This window comes from Arthrobacter mangrovi, assembly GCF_026011795.1.
Classification (GTDB): Bacteria; Actinomycetota; Actinomycetes; order Actinomycetales; family Micrococcaceae; genus Crystallibacter; species Crystallibacter mangrovi.
Genome location: NZ_BRVS01000004.1, coordinates 304,501 through 321,011 on the forward strand (window position 1 = coordinate 304,501; position 16,511 = coordinate 321,011).

15 protein-coding genes are annotated in these 16,511 nt (G+C 63.3%); 8 read left to right on the forward strand and 7 right to left on the reverse strand.

The window, feature by feature from the left end:
- Nucleotides 1-55: 55 nt before the first annotated feature.
- The 7 genes from AHIS1636_RS05450 to rpmH form a co-directional block, all read right to left on the reverse strand.
- Nucleotides 56-1,039: a ParA family protein gene (locus AHIS1636_RS05450; RefSeq protein ID WP_309298572.1), complete on the reverse strand. Its 984-nt coding sequence runs from the start codon at nt 1,037-1,039 to the stop codon at nt 56-58.
- Between the two features lie 200 nt (nt 1,040-1,239).
- Nucleotides 1,240-1,875 (reverse strand): 16S rRNA (guanine(527)-N(7))-methyltransferase RsmG, encoded by a 636-nt coding sequence (rsmG, locus tag AHIS1636_RS05455; protein WP_264794798.1) that lies wholly within the window; start codon nt 1,873-1,875, stop codon nt 1,240-1,242.
- Nucleotides 1,876-1,909: 34 nt separating this feature from the next.
- A complete protein-coding gene (locus tag AHIS1636_RS05460; protein WP_264794799.1) occupies nt 1,910-2,467 on the reverse strand; it encodes a Jag family protein in 558 nt (185 codons plus the stop codon).
- The gene (gene yidC, locus AHIS1636_RS05465) at nt 2,464-3,429 is read right to left on the reverse strand and encodes a membrane protein insertase YidC (protein ID WP_264794800.1); all 966 of its coding nucleotides are present in this window, start codon (nt 3,427-3,429) and stop codon (nt 2,464-2,466) included. The genes AHIS1636_RS05460 and yidC overlap by 4 nt, the downstream gene beginning before the upstream one ends.
- 18 nt (nt 3,430-3,447) lie before the next feature.
- Complete coding sequence (gene yidD / locus AHIS1636_RS05470; RefSeq protein ID WP_264794801.1) at nt 3,448-3,840, reverse strand: membrane protein insertion efficiency factor YidD; 393 nt, start codon at nt 3,838-3,840, stop codon at nt 3,448-3,450.
- On the reverse strand, nt 3,837-4,220 hold the full coding sequence (gene rnpA, locus AHIS1636_RS05475) for a ribonuclease P protein component (protein ID WP_264794802.1): 384 nt from the start codon (nt 4,218-4,220) through the stop codon (nt 3,837-3,839). The genes yidD and rnpA overlap by 4 nt, the downstream gene beginning before the upstream one ends.
- 65 nt (nt 4,221-4,285) lie before the next feature.
- The gene (gene rpmH, locus AHIS1636_RS05480) at nt 4,286-4,423 is read right to left on the reverse strand and encodes a 50S ribosomal protein L34 (RefSeq protein ID WP_005268235.1); all 138 of its coding nucleotides are present in this window, start codon (nt 4,421-4,423) and stop codon (nt 4,286-4,288) included.
- Between the two features lie 428 nt (nt 4,424-4,851).
- Here rpmH and dnaA point away from each other — a divergent pair, with 428 nt between their 5' ends.
- From dnaA to AHIS1636_RS05520, 8 genes are all read left to right on the forward strand, one after another.
- Nucleotides 4,852-6,270 (forward strand): chromosomal replication initiator protein DnaA, encoded by a 1,419-nt coding sequence (dnaA, locus tag AHIS1636_RS05485; protein ID WP_264794803.1) that lies wholly within the window; start codon nt 4,852-4,854, stop codon nt 6,268-6,270.
- Between the two features lie 768 nt (nt 6,271-7,038).
- Nucleotides 7,039-8,163, forward strand: coding sequence for a DNA polymerase III subunit beta (gene dnaN, locus AHIS1636_RS05490; RefSeq protein ID WP_264794804.1), 1,125 nt, complete (start codon nt 7,039-7,041; stop codon nt 8,161-8,163).
- A 56-nt stretch (nt 8,164-8,219) separates the two neighbouring features.
- Nucleotides 8,220-9,128: a phosphogluconate dehydrogenase (NAD(+)-dependent, decarboxylating) gene (gnd, locus tag AHIS1636_RS05495; RefSeq protein WP_264794805.1), complete on the forward strand. Its 909-nt coding sequence runs from the start codon at nt 8,220-8,222 to the stop codon at nt 9,126-9,128.
- A 10-nt stretch (nt 9,129-9,138) separates the two neighbouring features.
- Complete coding sequence (recF, locus tag AHIS1636_RS05500) at nt 9,139-10,329, forward strand: DNA replication/repair protein RecF (protein ID WP_264794806.1); 1,191 nt, start codon at nt 9,139-9,141, stop codon at nt 10,327-10,329.
- A complete protein-coding gene (locus AHIS1636_RS05505) occupies nt 10,319-10,852 on the forward strand; it encodes a DciA family protein (protein WP_373875785.1) in 534 nt (177 codons plus the stop codon). The genes recF and AHIS1636_RS05505 overlap by 11 nt, the downstream gene beginning before the upstream one ends.
- Nucleotides 10,853-11,111: 259 nt before the next feature.
- Nucleotides 11,112-13,178, forward strand: coding sequence for a DNA topoisomerase (ATP-hydrolyzing) subunit B (gene gyrB, locus AHIS1636_RS05510; protein WP_264794807.1), 2,067 nt, complete (start codon nt 11,112-11,114; stop codon nt 13,176-13,178).
- Nucleotides 13,179-13,238: 60 nt separating this feature from the next.
- Nucleotides 13,239-15,914, forward strand: a complete 2,676-nt coding sequence (gene gyrA, locus AHIS1636_RS05515; RefSeq protein ID WP_264794808.1) for a DNA gyrase subunit A — start codon at nt 13,239-13,241, stop codon at nt 15,912-15,914.
- Nucleotides 15,911-16,495: a DUF3566 domain-containing protein gene (locus AHIS1636_RS05520; RefSeq protein WP_264794809.1), complete on the forward strand. Its 585-nt coding sequence runs from the start codon at nt 15,911-15,913 to the stop codon at nt 16,493-16,495. The genes gyrA and AHIS1636_RS05520 overlap by 4 nt, the downstream gene beginning before the upstream one ends.
- Nucleotides 16,496-16,511 lie beyond the last annotated feature (16 nt).

Consider the following 16,511-nt stretch of genomic DNA (forward strand, 5'->3'; position numbering starts at 1 on the left):
CATTGTTGCGATCTAAGCAGTCATTCTACTGGGGGCACTTGCCACCAATACGGAACTAAACACCGCGTTCTGCTATTTCCGCAGCCGCTTCCTGATACGAAAGTGCACCGCTAGACGATGGATCGTATGTAATCACGGTTTGCTGGTAGCTGGGAGCTTCGGAAATGCGGACCGACCGCGGTACGACCGCGCTAAGGACTTGGTCCGGGAAGTGCTCCCGAACTTCCGCGGCCACTTGGGCGGCCAGATTCGTCCTTCCGTCATACATGGTCAGGAGAATGGTCGACACAACCAGTTCAGCGTTCAGGTGCTTCTGGATCATTTCGATGTTGTTCAGAAGCTGGCTGAGACCTTCCAGGGCGTAGTACTCACACTGGATGGGGATGAGCACCTCTTGGGCCGCAACGAAAGCGTTGACTGTCAGCAATCCGAGGCTGGGCGGGCAGTCGATGAAAACATAGTCCAAGCGCTCCAGGCCGGCCTTCTCGCGCTCACGCCCATAGACTTCGATGGCCCTTCGCAACCGCTGTTCCCTGGCGACGAGAGAGACCAGCTCGATCTCGGCTCCGGCCAAGTGGATGGTTGCAGGAGCGACGATCAGATTCCTGATATCCGGGCAGGGGGCAACCACGTCCGCGAGCGGCATGTCGTTAATGAGTACATCGTAGATGCTGTCCACCTCAGCGTGGTGCTCTACGCCCAATGCCGTCGAGGCGTTGCCCTGCGGATCGATGTCCACTACGAGGACGTTGAGGCCCGCATTCGCGAGGGCAGCGGCGAGATTCACCGTCGTAGTCGTCTTGCCGACTCCACCCTTTTGATTGCTGACAGTCAGCAGGCGGGTCCTGGTCGGCCTTGGCAGGGGACGGCCCCGGAGTCGTTCGCGACGTCGGTTCTCATTGGCCAGTTCCCGCGCCAGTGGAGTAGTTTCGTCGATCGTATCCATAACGTTGGGAACCATAACCTCTGCTGTGTGTATATCGCCCATGTCTTGTGTTTCACGTGAAACGGCCGATTCATTCACCGCAAACAACCCCATCTAGTTGTCTGCGGCCGGGACGATCGACAGTCTTAGCCACTGGCTGGCAGCCAGTTTCAAAGATGGTTAACTCGAATCGCACCTGAACCTGCTCACTTCCGTTCTCGTGGCCTCAGTGTCTATAGCCTATCCGCATATACCCAAGGAGCCGTCCAAGCACGCCGTCCGGCCCTAGCAGAGAGTCGCGGAGCGCCAGGGAATTAGTGGCCGACTACGATACGGACCACTGTCGTCGGTTCTTCGAGCAGCGCGGATCCGACGCTCAAGACAGACGTGTCGACGCCGCCCAATTTCCTGATCACCTTCGCCGCTTTTTCAAGCTCTTCGGCAGCGCTCCTCCCCTTGATCGCGAGCACTTCGCCTTTACCCTCAAGCAGCGGGATGGTGAGCGGGGCGAGCTTATTCAGCGCGGACACGGCCCTCGCGGTAACAACGTCAGCTTTGACCTGGCCAACTGCAGCCTCTGCACGTGCACGCAATACACTGACATTCTCAAGTCCGAGGTCCTCGATAACCTCATTCAGCCAGTTGACGCGCCGTTCCAAGGGTTCAATGAGAGTGATCTTCAGATCAGGACGGGCCAACGCGAACGTCAGGCCGGGAAGCCCGGCCCCACTGCCGACGTCGGCGACGAATGCATCGGCCGGAATCAGGTCCGCGACAACCGCACAATTGAGGACATGGCGCCCCCACAGACGCGGAACTTCGCGAGGACCCAACAGCCCCCGCTCCATGCCTGAAGTCGCCAAATGTCCGACATAGCGTTCCGCTAGGTCCAGACGGTCCTTGAACACTACTTCGGCAGCAGACTTCTCCTGTGCCGTAATTTCGACCACGCGCAGACTTTCTCCCGTTAAGCGGATCTGAGGATCAGGAATCGACGGATACGACGATGTGGCGGTTATCGCCCTCGCCCTCGGACTCGCTCACAAGCCCAAGATCCGCCACTGCGTCGTGAACGATCTTCCGTTCGTAGGCACTCATCGGCTCCAGGGCAACATCCTCGCCGGATTCCTTGGCCTTGGCGACAGCCTCTTCCGCAATGCGATGCAGTTCGACGCTGCGCTCTTTGCGGTAGTCGCTCACGTCCAGGACGAGCCTGGAACGGTTGTCCGTTGCCGTCAGGACTGCCAGGCGCGCGAGCTCCTGGAGGGCCTCCAGCACCTCGCCATCGCGGCCAATAAGTCCCTCCAGAGCCTCATTGTCGTCCTCTTCGGAGACGATGGAAATATAGGTCCTGCCATTGCGGACTTCGATGTCAATATCGCCGTCGATATCAGCGATGTCCAGCAGTTCTTCGAGATAATCGGCTGCAACGTCGCCTTCTTCTTCCAGACGGCCCGCCGCTGAACTGCTCGTGGCTTCCTCGTCAGCAATTTCCGTTACCGTCGGCTCAGCCGACGTTTCCGAGACGCTCTCAGTGCTCATTTTCTCTTCCTGTTCTTACGCTGCGGCTGCTGGCGCTGGATTTTCGGACCGGCCGGCGCCTCGACTGCGGGTTCCTCGGACTTCTTCTCACCGAGCAGGGGGACCATGGGCAGACCCTTCTTGGCCCGACGTTCGGCAAGTGCCTTGGCGGCTGGCGATCCCGGCGTAGGCATGCGGCGGATCACGATGAACTGCTGCGCCATGGTCCAGAGGTTAGTGGTGGTCCAGTAGATCAGCACACCGATGGGGAAGTTGATGCCACCGATGCCGAAGACCAAGGGCAGGATGTACAGCATCATCTGCTGCTGTCGCATAAAGGGGCTCGCCAAAGCCTCTTCGGACATGTTCTTCGCCATGATCTGCTTCTGCGTAATGAACTGCGACGCTGTCATTGCCAGGATCATGAGGATGGAGAGGACGACGACGTTGACCTGGTTCTCGCCTCCGCCCCCATGAAGCAGTGAAGCCGACAGGGGCGCGCCGAAGATGGACGATTCGTCGAACTGGCGGATGTCTTGGGGAGTCAGCGCACCGATGCCCTCACCGCCCCCGCTCGCCTTCGACGTGTTGTTCAGGACATTGAACAGTGCGAAGAAGAACGGCATCTGGATAAGCAGCGGCAGGCAGGCGGAGAACGGGTTGGTGCCGTGCTTCTTATAAAGAGCCATCTGCTCTTGGGTCATAGCCTGACGCGAGAGCTGATCGGTCTTGCCCTTGTACTTCTGCTGGAGCTTGCGCAAATCGGGCTGCAGGGCCTGCATGCCGCGCTGCGCCTTGATCTGCTTGACGAAGACAGGGATCAAGGCAGCCCGGATAACCAGAACCAGGCCGATGATGGACAGGGTCCAGGTCCAGCCGTTCGCGGGATCCATACCCAGCCAGCTGAAGGCCTCGTGGAAGGCCTTCAGGATCCAGGACACGACCCACGTGAATGGCGTCAGTAGCGCGTTGATGAAGTCCATGATTTTTCTTCTAGCTCCTCAGGCCGCGGGGCGGCCATCATCGTCAGCCGGAATCACCGGGTGGTTGAGTACCAAAATCCGTGGGGTCAGCGAAGGATTCTCCCGCAGTTTCCGTTCGAAACCGGGAGAGCTCGGCACGTGGTCCACGCCGCCCGCATTCCACGGATGGCAGCGCAAAATCCGTCTTCCAGCAAGCCAACTGCCCTTGACGGCGCCGTGTACGGTCACTGCTTCCAGTGCATAAGCGGAGCAGGAAGGGAAAAACCGGCAGACCTGCCCGTAGAGGGGCGAAACCGTTTTACGGTAGCCCATGAGCAGGAGGATGAGGGCCTTCTGGGGCAGGGACCAGATGAACCGCGCGACGGTCTTGCCATCAAGCGCGTGCTCCGGGGAATGGCCTGAAACGGTCATTCGGCGGATCCCTTCTGTTCAACTCGCGGCGCGGCCGGCCTGGCTTTCGAGACTACTGTAGAGAACGCCTTACGGAAGTCCTTTGCTAAAGCGTTGAAATCGGCTGCACCCGCCGCCGGCAGCGCACGCACGACTACGGAGAGTCCACGGGGATATTCTTCCAGAATCTGTGCAGCTATTTCCCGAAGTCTCCTCTTAACGAGGTTCCGGGTTACGGCGTTCCCGATCGCTTTGGACACGATGAAGCCAAAAGCTGAGGGCAGGTCGGCTTGCCGACTTGTCGCATATAACACTAAGTTCCGGCGCCCAGAACGGGCGCCGGAACGTACAGTATGGGAGAAGTCCGTCGAACGCCGCATCCGGTTCCTGCTGGAAAGCATGACCGCCTATCTGATGCCGGGCCGCAGTTGGAAGGTAGCGGCCTGATTCGACAAACTGCCGCTAATTAGGCCGACAGTTCGCTGCGGCCCTTGCTGCGGCGTGCGGCCAGGATGGCGCGGCCTGCACGGGTACGCATGCGAAGGCGGAAGCCATGCTTCTTGGCACGACGGCGGTTATTCGGCTGAAAAGTCCGCTTGCTCACGGTGGTTACTCCAAGACGATCGACAGATTTGCCTGATCCCGCGCTGCTCCGGAGGTGCAGGAACGGGATGGCGCTCTATTGGGCATCTGAATCAGTGACCCTCAAAAGGCATGCATGAGCGCACGAAACAGACACAAGGACTACATAACGTTAGGGGTTGGGCGGCCTCCCCGTCAAATGAGGCGTCCACAACACATTATCCACCAGTGGATTAACACCTGTGGACAACTAGAGCGGTCTGAACCTGCCCGGGCGACGAAGGCGCCCCTTCCCGCCCTAAACTGCCCGGCTGTCTTATGCCTGATTCATCATCTACCCTTGCAGGAGCACTTTATCCACTGTCTGTGCATAACTCTGTGGATGAAGGCCCCGAATCCGGTACAACCGGACGTGGAGGTTTATTGCACGACAGTTATGAGGGGTACTAGGTGGACGCGGACCAGATCAACGACGTCGGAAGTTCCTGGCGCAAAGTGGTTCGGACGCTGGAGCGCGACGACAGGATCAGCCCGCGAAACCGCGGTTTCGTGGGGCTTGCCCAGGCCAAAGGCCTCATCGGCACGACACTGCTGGTAGCGGTTCCCAATGAGTTGACCCGAGAGGTCTACCAGTCGCAGCAGCTTAAGAGCCCACTGCAGGAAGCACTGCGGGAGGTTTTCCAAGACGACATCCTCTGCGCTTTTTCAGTCGACACCGACATGATGGCGGCGGAACCGGAACCCGAACCGGAGCCGGTTCCCGTTCCAAACCGTGCCTCGGCGGCCGCCGAGAACCGCGCCCAGCCTTCACCGCCCAGCACTTCGCAGGAGTTCGGCCGGCTCAATCCGAAGTACATTTTCGACACGTTCGTTATTGGCTCTTCCAACCGCTTTGCCCACGCCGCTGCCGTCGCGGTGGCCGAGGCGCCCGCGAAGGCCTACAACCCGTTGTTCATCTACGGGGATTCCGGGCTGGGGAAGACCCACCTGCTTCACGCGATCGGCCACTACGCCAGGCATCTCTACAACGGCATCCGTGTCCGCTACGTCAATTCGGAAGAATTCACGAACGACTTCATCAACTCGATTCGCGACGACGAGGGTGCAAGCTTCAAGCACCTTTACCGCAACGTAGACATTCTCCTCATCGACGACATCCAGTTCCTTGCCAACAAGGACGCGACGCAGGAAGAGTTTTTCCACACCTTCAACGCGCTCCACAACCACAACAAGCAGGTGGTCATCACCTCCGACCTGCCGCCGAAGCAGCTGTCGGGTTTCGAAGAGCGGATGCGTTCGCGCTTCGAGTGGGGACTCCTGACCGACATCCAGCCGCCCGAACTGGAAACCCGGATCGCGATCCTCCGCAAGAAGGCAATCAGCGAAGGACTGTCGGTACCTGACGAAGTCCTGGAATACATCGGCACCAAGATCTCGACGAACATCCGGGAGCTCGAGGGCGCCCTGATCCGCGTCACGGCCTTTGCCAGCCTCAACCGCCAGGCGGTGGATATGGGCCTGGCCGAAATCGTCCTCAAGGACCTCATCACGGACGACGGCGCCCAGGAGATCACGTCGGCCACGATCCTGGGGCAGACTGCCGCCTACTTCAAGCTGAGCCTCGATGAACTGAAGAGCAAGTCACGGACCCGCACGCTGGTCACGGCCCGCCAGATCGCGATGTATCTGTGCCGCGAGCTGACCGATATGTCCCTGCCCAAGATCGGTCAGGAACTTGGAGGACGCGACCACACCACGGTGATCCACGCGGACAGGAAAATCCGCGAACTGATGGCGGAGCGGCGTGCCATCTACAACCAGGTGACGGAACTAACCAACCTGATCAAGCAGCAGCAGCGCGACAGCTGAGACTTCGGAGCGGCCGGCAGTGGCGGTACCTCAAACGCTCCCCGGTTCCGGATCCTGGCGTTCGCCGGGCGCAGGTGGCCCAAATCCTGGCCGCCACGAATAGACCCTTCCATTACTGAAGGAATCCTTCTGTGTTCCAGCGCGCCTCTGCATTCCTGTTCGGGCCGATGCACGGGAAGCCGCTGAACCAACACTTTGGCTTGAGCTACCCGGACGAAGGGGACGCAACAACGTCCCGGAGGCCGAGGTCCGGCCTCTGCCGAGTCCTCCGCCTGCCTATCCGTCCCCTCGCTGCTCCACGCAGGCCGAAATTAACAGGTGTGGACAAAGCTGTGGATTCTTAAGTGGAGAACCACGGCCCGTCGAGGGAAAACCGAGGGGGTCTCTGTGGATCTGCGGAACGCCGGGATTTTCCATCCACAAGATGTGCCTCTTGAACCCCTCTATGGATGCACATCTTGTGAACACCCGAATTTCGCGCCCTGACGGGCCCAAGTTGGGTTATCCACAGTTTCCACAGTAGTTATTAACACTACGAATCCCATTTTTTGGGCTTTGCCAAATAACATCTGCGCTCCCACCTGCCTCGAACCTTTCCGAACCCCCAGACCGCTACCCCTCGATGCGTGAACCGCCGCGCGGCGGCTAAGCTTGCACAGAGAATTGTTGTCATCGGCCCTTCCACTGCCGCTCCGCCCCAACCGGCGTCGGCGGAGGAACGCCGGTGACCTTCCCCGGCATGTTCGTTGCGAAAGGCGGCACACTTCAGTGAAGTTCAGAGTTGATCGGGATGTCCTGGCTGAGGCCGTTACGTGGACAGCCCGCTCGCTGTCTCCTCGCCCACCTGTCCCCGTGCTTTCGGGTCTGCTTATCAACGCCGAAAACGGCACGGTGAGCCTGGCCAGCTTCGACTACGAAATCTCGGCACGTCTCCAGATCCCCGCCGAAGTCAGCGAAGAAGGAACGATTTTGGTCTCGGGACGGCTGCTGGCCGATATCTCCCGCAGCCTGCCGTCGGCGCCGGTCGATATCGAAACGGACGGATCCAAGGTCACGCTCACGTGCCGCAGCAGCCGGTTCAACCTGGCCACCATGCCGGTCGCGGACTACCCCGAACTCCCTGCGCTGCCGGAAACCAGCGGAATTGTCGACGGAGACGCCTTCGCCGAAGCCGTCAGCCAGGTCATCATCGCTGCCAGCCGCGACGACACTCTGCCGATCCTCACCGGCGTACGCATGGAGATCGAGGACGACCAGATCACGCTGCTCTCGACCGACCGCTACCGTCTTGCCCTTCGGGAACTGAACTGGCGGCCTGCTACACCCGGCATTTCGACCAGCGCCCTGGTTAAGGCCAAGACCCTCAGCGAAGTCGCAAAGACTCTTGGCGGCGCGGGTGACCTGAGCATCGCCTTGTCGGAGAACAGCGAACTCATCGGCTTCGAAAGCGGCGGCCGGCGGACAACGTCACTGCTCGTGGACGGGGACTACCCGAAAATCCGTTCGCTGTTCCCGGATAACACCCCGATCCATGCCACCGTGGAAACGTCGGTCCTGGTTGAGGCCGTCCGGCGTGTCTCGCTGGTGGCCGAGCGCAACACCCCTGTACGGCTTGCCTTCACCCAAGGCCAGCTGGCCCTCGATGCGGGCACCGGAGAGGACGCGCAGGCCTCCGAGGTCCTTGAAGCCGCACTGATCGGGGACGACATCACGGTCGCTTTCAACCCGCACTACCTGTCCGAAGGCCTGAACGCCTTCAGCAGCAAGTACGTCAGGTTCTCATTTACGACCCCGCCGAAACCTGCGGTCCTCTCTGCACAGGACGACCTCGAGGGCCAGGACCGGGAAGATTACCGCTACCTGCTCATGCCGGTCCGCCTGCCCAACCAGTAGGCCACGCCGCATCCACAGCCTGCACCTCCGGCCACAACCGCGAAAGAGGGATCCACATGCACATTGGCCTGATCGGCCTCGGCAGGATGGGTTTCAACATGCGCAAGCGCCTCCGGGACGGCGGGATCGATGTCACCGGATTTGACCGCAATCCGGACGTGAGCGACGTCGAAACCCTCGACCAGCTGGTCGCAGCCCTTACGGTGCCGCGGACCGTCTGGGTGATGGTTCCGGCCGGCGAAGTCACGGCGTCGGTTATCGCCGACCTCGCGGACAAGCTGGCGGCGGGCGACCTGGTGATCGACGGCGGCAATTCCAAGTACACCGAGGACCAGAAACACTATGAGCTGCTCGCAGCTCATGGAATCGATTTCATCGACGTTGGTGTTTCCGGCGGCATCTGGGGCCTGGCCAACGGTTACGGGCTGATGGCCGGGGGCAGCCCCGAGCGCGTCGCCGCCTCAATGCCGCTGTTCGACGCGCTGCGGCCGGAAGGACCTCGCGAAGAGAGCTTTGTCCATGTAGGGGAAGTCGGGGCCGGGCACTACGCGAAGATGGTGCACAACGGCGTCGAGTATGGACTTATGCAGGCCTATGCCGAAGGGTACGAACTGCTCGAGACCAAGGACATCGTCAAGGATGTTCACGGAACCTTCCGGGCCTGGCAGAAGGGCACCGTGGTGCGGTCCTGGCTGCTCGACCTGATGGTGAAGGCCTTGGACGAAGATCCGGGCCTCGCCCAAACCGCCGGCTATGTCGAGGATTCCGGTGAAGGCCGCTGGACCGTCGCGGAAGCCCTCGACAACGCGGTCCCGGCGCCGGCCATCACGGCCGCCGTCTTCGCCAGGTTCGCCTCGAGGCAGGAAGATGCTCCGGCCATGAAGATGGTCGCCGCCCTGCGCAACCAGTTCGGCGGCCATGCCGTACGCAAGCCCGGCCAAGGCCGGGAGACCAACCAGAAGTAGCCCGTTCCAGGTGTTTGTAGAGTACTTATCGCTGACCGATTTCCGGACCTACCAGCAGCTCGACCTTGCCCTGCAACCGGCAACAACCGTGCTGGTCGGCCCGAACGGGATCGGCAAGACCAACATCGTCGAAGCCATCGGATACCTGGCCTCGCTATCCTCCCACCGCGTGAGTTCGGACGGGCCGCTGGTCCGGTTCGGAGCCGGGCAGGCGCTGGTCCGGGCCAAAGTGGTCCGCGGCGGGCAGGCCACGTCGCTGGAGCTTGAGCTCAATCCCGGTAAAGCCAACCGGGTACGCATCAACCGGGCCCATCCGGTGCGGGCCCGCGATTCCCTGGGCATCCTCCGGACGGTCCTGTTCGCGCCGGAGGACCTGGCGCTTGTGAAGGGCGACCCCGGAAACCGGCGCCGCTTCCTCGATGAACTGCTCACAAGCCTGGTTCCGCACCACGCAGCGACGCGGAGCGACTTCGAACGGGTGCTTAAGCAGCGCAACGCCTTGCTCAAATCCGCGCGTGCCAGCGGCCGCTTCACGGCGTCCCACGAGTCGACGCTTGAGGTCTGGGATCAGCACATGGCACAGGCCGGTGCCGCACTGCTGCGCGGCAGGCTGGATGTGGTGCGGCTGCTCCAGCCGCACCTGCGGGCGGCGTATGCCTCGTTGACGGACGGCTCCAAGGCCGCGCAGGCCATCTACCGGTCCACGATCGACACCCAGCTCTCGGATGACGGAGAGGTAGAGAACGACGGCGGCGCCTCACAGGGATTGCTGGAGGACCTGACCGTTCCCGAACTGGCGCAAAAGTACCTCGATGAGTTCAAGCGCCAGCGGAAAAAGGAAGTCGAGCGCGGTATCTCGCTGGTCGGCCCCCATCGTGACGAGCTGGAGCTGCTGCTGGGGCCGGCCCCAGCGAAGGGGTATGCGTCGCACGGCGAGACCTGGTCGATGGCACTGTCGCTCCGGCTCGCCTGCTACCACGTCTTCTGCGAGGACGACCGGTCGCCGGGCGCGACGCCGGTGCTCATCCTCGACGATGTCTTCGCCGAACTGGACACCGGCCGCAGGAACCGGCTGGCCGAAGTGGTCTCGGGAGCGGAGCAGGTCATCGTTACGGCAGCGGTCGCGGAGGATATTCCGGCTGCGCTCCAGGGCGCACAGCTGGTGGTGGTTTCCGGGGGTGTGACCGCCGGTGCCAGCTGAGGAACCTCGTCCGGAGGAGCGCGACGAGATCGACGCGGCCAAGGCGATGCTGAACCGGGTCAGGCAGGCGGCCACCAACCGCGGCGAGGTGCGCGCCCGCGGCGGAAACCGCCGTCGGACTTCAGGCAAATCCCCGGTTGAACGCGGCACCCTTTCGCACAGCGGAGGGCGTGATCCACAGGGCCTTGGGACGGTCTTCGGCCGGCTGGTCCGCGACCGGGGGTGGGCGTCCCCCGTCGCCGTGGGCTCGGTCATTTCGCGCTGGGAAGAGCTCGTTGGCGGCGATATCGCGGCGCACTGCCGGCCGGAGAGCTTCCAGGATTCCACCGTGCAAGTGCGCTGCGATTCCACGGCCTGGGCAACGCAGCTGCGGCTGCTGACCACCCCCTTGCTGAAGCGTTTCGACGAAGCGCTGGGCCCCGGCGTCGTCACCAAAATCCAGGTCCTGGCACCGGCTGCCCCGAACTGGCGCAAGGGAAAACGGACCGTGGGCGGCCGCGGGCCGCGCGATACTTACGGCTGATTTCCACAGCGATATCCACAATCGTGGCCGGCGCTGCGGCGGAATGCGCAGGCGGCGTGTAGAGCGGAGCGGAGCCCTCCGGACATACCGGCCCCCATCCGGCACCCGGAAACTGCCGCATATGCCATGTTCTTGCCCGTTCAGGGGCATATAAGGCAAGATTCGACCCCGCGACACGGTAGAATTACGGGTGCGGCGCCTTTCCCGTACCGGGAGGGCGCCGGTACATGAGACGGAACTTGAGGAGTCGACGGCAACTGTGGCGCAGGACAACGAGCAGGCAAACACCGGCCCGGAATCTCCGGAGCAGAATGAAACCCCTGCGCACGGGTACGGCGCCGGAGACATCACCGTCCTCGAGGGGCTCGAGGCAGTCCGTAAGCGCCCGGGCATGTACATCGGTTCCACGGGGCCGCGCGGCCTGCACCACCTGGTGTACGAGGTCGTGGACAACTCCGTGGACGAGGCGCTGGCCGGTTACTGCGACACCATCGACGTGACGCTGCTGGCGGACGGCGGCGTCCGGGTGAAGGACAACGGCCGCGGCATCCCGGTGGACCTGCACCCGACCGAGGGCCGGCCGACGGTTCAGGTCGTCATGACCATCCTGCACGCGGGCGGCAAGTTCGGCGGCGGCGGCTACGCCGTCTCCGGCGGCCTCCACGGCGTGGGCATCTCCGTGGTCAATGCGCTCTCCCGCCGGGTCGAGACGGAAGTGCGGCGCCAGGGTTTCACATGGCACCAGTCGTTTGCCGACGGCGGAAAGCCGGTCGGTGACCTGCGCAAGGGCGAGCCGACGGAAGAGACCGGCACCCTCCAGACGTTCTGGCCGGACCCGGAGATCTTCGAGGTCACCGAGTTCGATTTCGAGACGCTGCGCGCGCGCTTCCAGCAGATGGCGTTCCTGAACAAGGGCCTGAGGATCACGCTGACGGACGAGCGCAACCCGGAGTTCAACATCTCCGAGGACGAGGACGTCAACCTGGACGCTCCGGCGACGGACGTGGAGATGACGCCCGAGCACCGCAAGGTCGTCTACAAGTACGACAACGGCCTGCTGGACTACGTCACGCACCTGAACTCCTCGAAGAAGGTGGACGTGATCCACCCCGAGGTGATCGCGTTCGAGAGCGAGGACCCCGAGCGGCGGATGTCGGTCGAGGTCGCGATGCAGTGGACCACGTCCTACTCGGAGAGCGTCCACACCTACGCCAACACGATCAACACGCACGAGGGCGGCACCCACGAAGAGGGCTTCCGCGCCGCCATGACCACCCTGATCAACCGCTATGCGCGGGAGAAGAACCTGATCAAGGAGAAGGAAGACAACCTCACCGGCGAGGACATCCGCGAGGGCCTGACCGCGGTGATCTCGATGAAGCTGGGCGAGCCCCAGTTCGAGGGCCAGACGAAGACCAAGCTCGGCAACTCTGAGGCTCGCGGCTTCGTCCAGCGCGTCATGGGCGAAGAACTCAGCGACTGGCTCGAGCGCAACCCCGGCCCCGCGCGGGACGTCATCCGCAAGTCCGTGCAGGCCTCGCAGGCCCGGCTGGCCGCGCGCAAGGCCCGGGAATCAACCCGCCGCAAGGGCCTGCTGGAATCCGGCGGCATGCCGGGCAAGCTCAAGGACTGCTCCTCGAAGGATCCTTCCGTGTCGGAGATCTACATCGTGGAGGGTGACTCGGCCGGCGGTTCGGCCGTACGCGGCCGGAACCCTGAAACCCAGGCGATCCTTCCGCTGCGCGGCAAGATCCTGAACGTGGAGCGGGCGCGGCTGGACCGGGCCCTCGGCAACGCCGAAGTCCAGGCCATGATCACCGCGTTCGGCGCCGGCATCGGCGAGGACTTCGACGTCGAAAAGGCCCGCTACCACAAGATCGTGCTGATGGCGGATGCGGACGTGGACGGCCAGCACATCACCACGCTGCTGCTCACCCTGCTGTTCCGCTACATGCGTCCGCTGATCGAGGAAGGCTACGTGTACTTGGCGCAGCCGCCGCTGTACCGCATCAAATGGTCCAACCACGCGCATGACTACGTGTTCAGCGACCGGGAACGGGACGAGTGCGTCCGCAAGGGCTTGGCCAACAACCAGCGCCTGCCCAAGGAAAACGGCATCCAGCGCTACAAGGGCCTGGGCGAGATGGACTACACGGAACTCTGGGACACCACGATGGACCCGGAGCACCGCACGCTGCTGCAGGTCACCATGGAGGACGCTGCCGCCGCGGACCAGATCTTCGCCGTGCTGATGGGCGAAGACGTGGAGTCGCGCCGCACCTTCATCCAGCAGAACGCGAAGGACGTGCGGTTCCTGGACATCTAGTCCGGCCGGCATCCGGCCCCCTGCCTCGGCACCCCTGACTTTCACAGAAGGAACTGATTTATGAGCGACGAAGAGACCCCGGACCTGCCGGAGAACGCAACCGGCGGAGACGCTCCCTTGGAAGGGGAGGTGCTGACGGACCGGGTGGAGCAGGTGGACCTGCAAACCGAGATGCAGCGTTCCTACCTCGACTACGCCATGGCCGTCATCGTGGGTCGTGCCCTGCCGGACGTGCGGGATGGGCTGAAGCCAGTGCACCGGCGCGTCCTGTACGCAATGTTCGACGGCGGCTACCGGCCGGAGCGGGCCTTCAACAAGTGTGCGCGCGTGGTCGGCGAAGTCATGGGCCAGTACCATCCGCACGGCGACTCGGCCATCTACGACGCCCTGGTGCGCCTGATCCAGGACTGGATCATGCGGTACCCGCTGGCCCTCGGCCAGGGGAACTTCGGCTCCCCCGGCAACGACGGCGCGGCCGCACCGCGTTACACCGAGACCAAGATGGCGCCGCTGGCCATGGAGATGGTCCGGGACATCGATGAGGAAACCGTCGATTTCCAGGACAACTACGACGGCAAGAACCAGGAACCGACCATCCTGCCGGCGCGTTTCCCGAACCTGCTGGTCAACGGCTCCTCGGGCATCGCCGTCGGTATGGCCACCAACATTCCGCCGCACAACCTGCGCGAGGTGGCCGATGGCGTGCAGTGGTACCTGGACAACCCGGAGGCCAGCCGCGAGGAGCTGCTCGAGGCACTGCTGCAGCGGATCAAGGGCCCGGACTTTCCGACCGGTGCGCAGATCCTCGGCCACAAGGGCATCGAGGACGCCTACCGGACCGGCCGCGGCTCCATCACTATGCGCGCCGTGGTCAATGTCGAGGAGCTGCAGGGCCGCACGTGCCTGGTGGTCACCGAACTGCCCTACCAGGCCAACCCGGACAACCTCGCGGTCAAGATCGCGGACCTGGTCAAGGATGGCAAGGTCGGCGGCATTGCCGACATGCGCGACGAGACGTCCGGTCGGACCGGCCAGCGGCTGGTCATCGTGCTCAAGCGCGACGCCGTCGCCAAGGTCGTGCTGAACAACCTCTACAAGCACACGCAGCTGCAGGAGAACTTCGCCGCCAACATGCTGGCGATCGTCGACGGGGTGCCGCGCACGCTGACGCTGGACGCCTTCGTCCGGCACTGGGTCACCCACCAGCTGGAAGTCATCGTCCGCCGCACCCGGTACCGGCTGCGCAAGGCGGAGGAAGAGGCGCACATCCTGCGTGGCCTGCTGAAGGCCCTGGACGCGCTGGACGAGGTCATCGCGCTGATCCGCGCGTCGGCCACCACCGAGGAAGCGCGCGACGGCCTCATGGGGCTGCTGGAGATCGACGAGCTGCAGGCCCGTGCCATCCTCGATATGCAGCTGCGCCGGCTGGCCGCCCTGGAGCGCCAGAAGATCCAGGACCGCCATGCCGAACTCGAGCGCATGATCACGGAGTTCAACCGAATCCTCGCATCCGAGCAGGTCCAGCGCGGCATCGTCAGCGACGAGCTCGCCGAGATCGTGGCCAAGTACGGCGACGACCGCCGGACGCAGATCATGATGGGCTACGACGGCGACATGAGCATGGAAGACCTCATCCCCGAAGAGGAGATGGTGGTCACCATTACCCGCGGCGGATACGTCAAGCGCACGCGCAGCGACAACTACCGGTCGCAGCAGCGCGGCGGCAAGGGCATCCGCGGCGCCCAGCTGCGCGGCGATGACATCGTCGAGCATTTCTTCGTGACGACGACGCACCATTGGCTGCTGTTCTTCACGAACCTGGGCCGGGTATACCGGGCCAAGACGTACGAACTGGCCGAAGGCGGCCGGGACGCAAAGGGCCAGCACGTGGCGAACCTGATGGCGTTCCAGCCGGACGAGCGGATCGCCCAGGTCCTGGACCTGAGGGACTACCAGCAGGCGCCGTACCTGGTCCTGGCGACGAAGCGCGGTCTGATCAAGAAGACCCGGCTGGAGGACTACGACACCAATCGGTCGGCCGGCGTCATCGCGATCAACCTGCGTGAGGGCGACGAACTGGTGTCGGCGCGGCTGGTTTCCGAGACGGATGACCTGATGCTGGTTTCCAGCCGCGGGCAGTCGCTCCGATTCACCGCGACGGACGAAGCCCTTCGCCCGATGGGCCGGGCGACTTCCGGCGTCACGGGCATGAAGTTCCGCGAGGACGACGAGCTCCTTGCTGCGGACGTGGTGACCGATGAGTCCTTCGTGTTCATCGTTACGGCCGGCGGCTACGCCAAGCGCACCAAGGTCGAGGAATACCGGGTGCAGGGACGCGGCGGCCTCGGCATCAAGGTCGGCAAGTACCAGGAAGAACGGGGCCACCTGGTCGGCGCCCTCATCGTCCAGGAAGAAGACGAGGTCCTGGTAGTCATGGCAAGTGGAAAGGTGGTCCGTTCGAGCGTGACCGGCGTGCCTGCCAAGGGCCGGGACACCATGGGCGTTATCTTTGCGAAACCGGACAAGAAGGACCGCATTATCGCCGTCGCACGCAACACCGAACGGACCCTCACGGTGGAGGACGACGACGAGCACGCGGCCGAGGGATTGGTAGAGGTCTCGGTCGTGCCGGAATCTGCGCAGCAGGCTACGGATGAAGTACCGTTGAATGCAGATCAGCTGCCGGCTGAGGCAGATGGTGCCGAGCAGGGGCCCGAAGACGGAGGTAATGAGTGAGCACGCCTAATACGCCACGGCCGGGTGCCCGGCCGGCTAATGCACCACGGGCGGGAACAACTCGCACTGCCACGCCGGCCAAGCCGACCCAACGTCCCTCCGCCGGTGCGCCCCAGAAGCCGGGCGCCGCACGCCAGGCACCTCAGCGTCCCGCCCAGCGGCCGAGCAGCGGACAGGGCGGCCGGCCCGGACTGGTTCGGCCGGCGCCCAAGGCCAAAGCCCGGCGCGCCCGCCTGCTGGTCAGCAAGGTCGATCCGTGGTCGGTGCTGAAGATGGCCTTCCTGCTTTCGGTGGCCCTCGGCATCGTCACGGTGGTCGCCTCCATCGTCCTGTGGACCACCTTGGACATCACCGGCATCTTCGATCGCGTCAATGACCTGCTGACCGAGATCGCCGGTACCGAAGGCGGAGCCTTCGATCTGCGGGCCTATGCCTCGCTGGGACAGGTCGCCTCGTTCGCGACGATCATCGCCGTCGTCAACGTGGTCCTGCTGACCGCGCTGGCCATGCTTTCCGCGGTGCTCTACAACATCTCGGCCACGCTGGTAGGCGGCATCGGCGTCACGCTGACCGACGACTAGGATCCTGAAGCGGTAG

Coding starts and splice junctions, on each gene's coding strand:
- rnpA (WP_264794802.1), bottom strand. CDS start 4,220: ATGCTTTCCAGCAGGAACCGGATGCGGCGTTCGACGGACTTCTCCCAT.
- gyrA (WP_264794808.1), top strand. CDS start 13,239: ATGAGCGACGAAGAGACCCCGGACCTGCCGGAGAACGCAACCGGCGGA.
- AHIS1636_RS05460 (WP_264794799.1), bottom strand. CDS start 2,467: ATGAGCACTGAGAGCGTCTCGGAAACGTCGGCTGAGCCGACGGTAACG.
- yidD (WP_264794801.1), bottom strand. CDS start 3,840: ATGACCGTTTCAGGCCATTCCCCGGAGCACGCGCTTGATGGCAAGACC.
- gnd (WP_264794805.1), top strand. CDS start 8,220: ATGCACATTGGCCTGATCGGCCTCGGCAGGATGGGTTTCAACATGCGC.
- AHIS1636_RS05450 (WP_309298572.1), bottom strand. CDS start 1,039: ATGGGGTTGTTTGCGGTGAATGAATCGGCCGTTTCACGTGAAACACAA.
- yidC (WP_264794800.1), bottom strand. CDS start 3,429: ATGGACTTCATCAACGCGCTACTGACGCCATTCACGTGGGTCGTGTCC.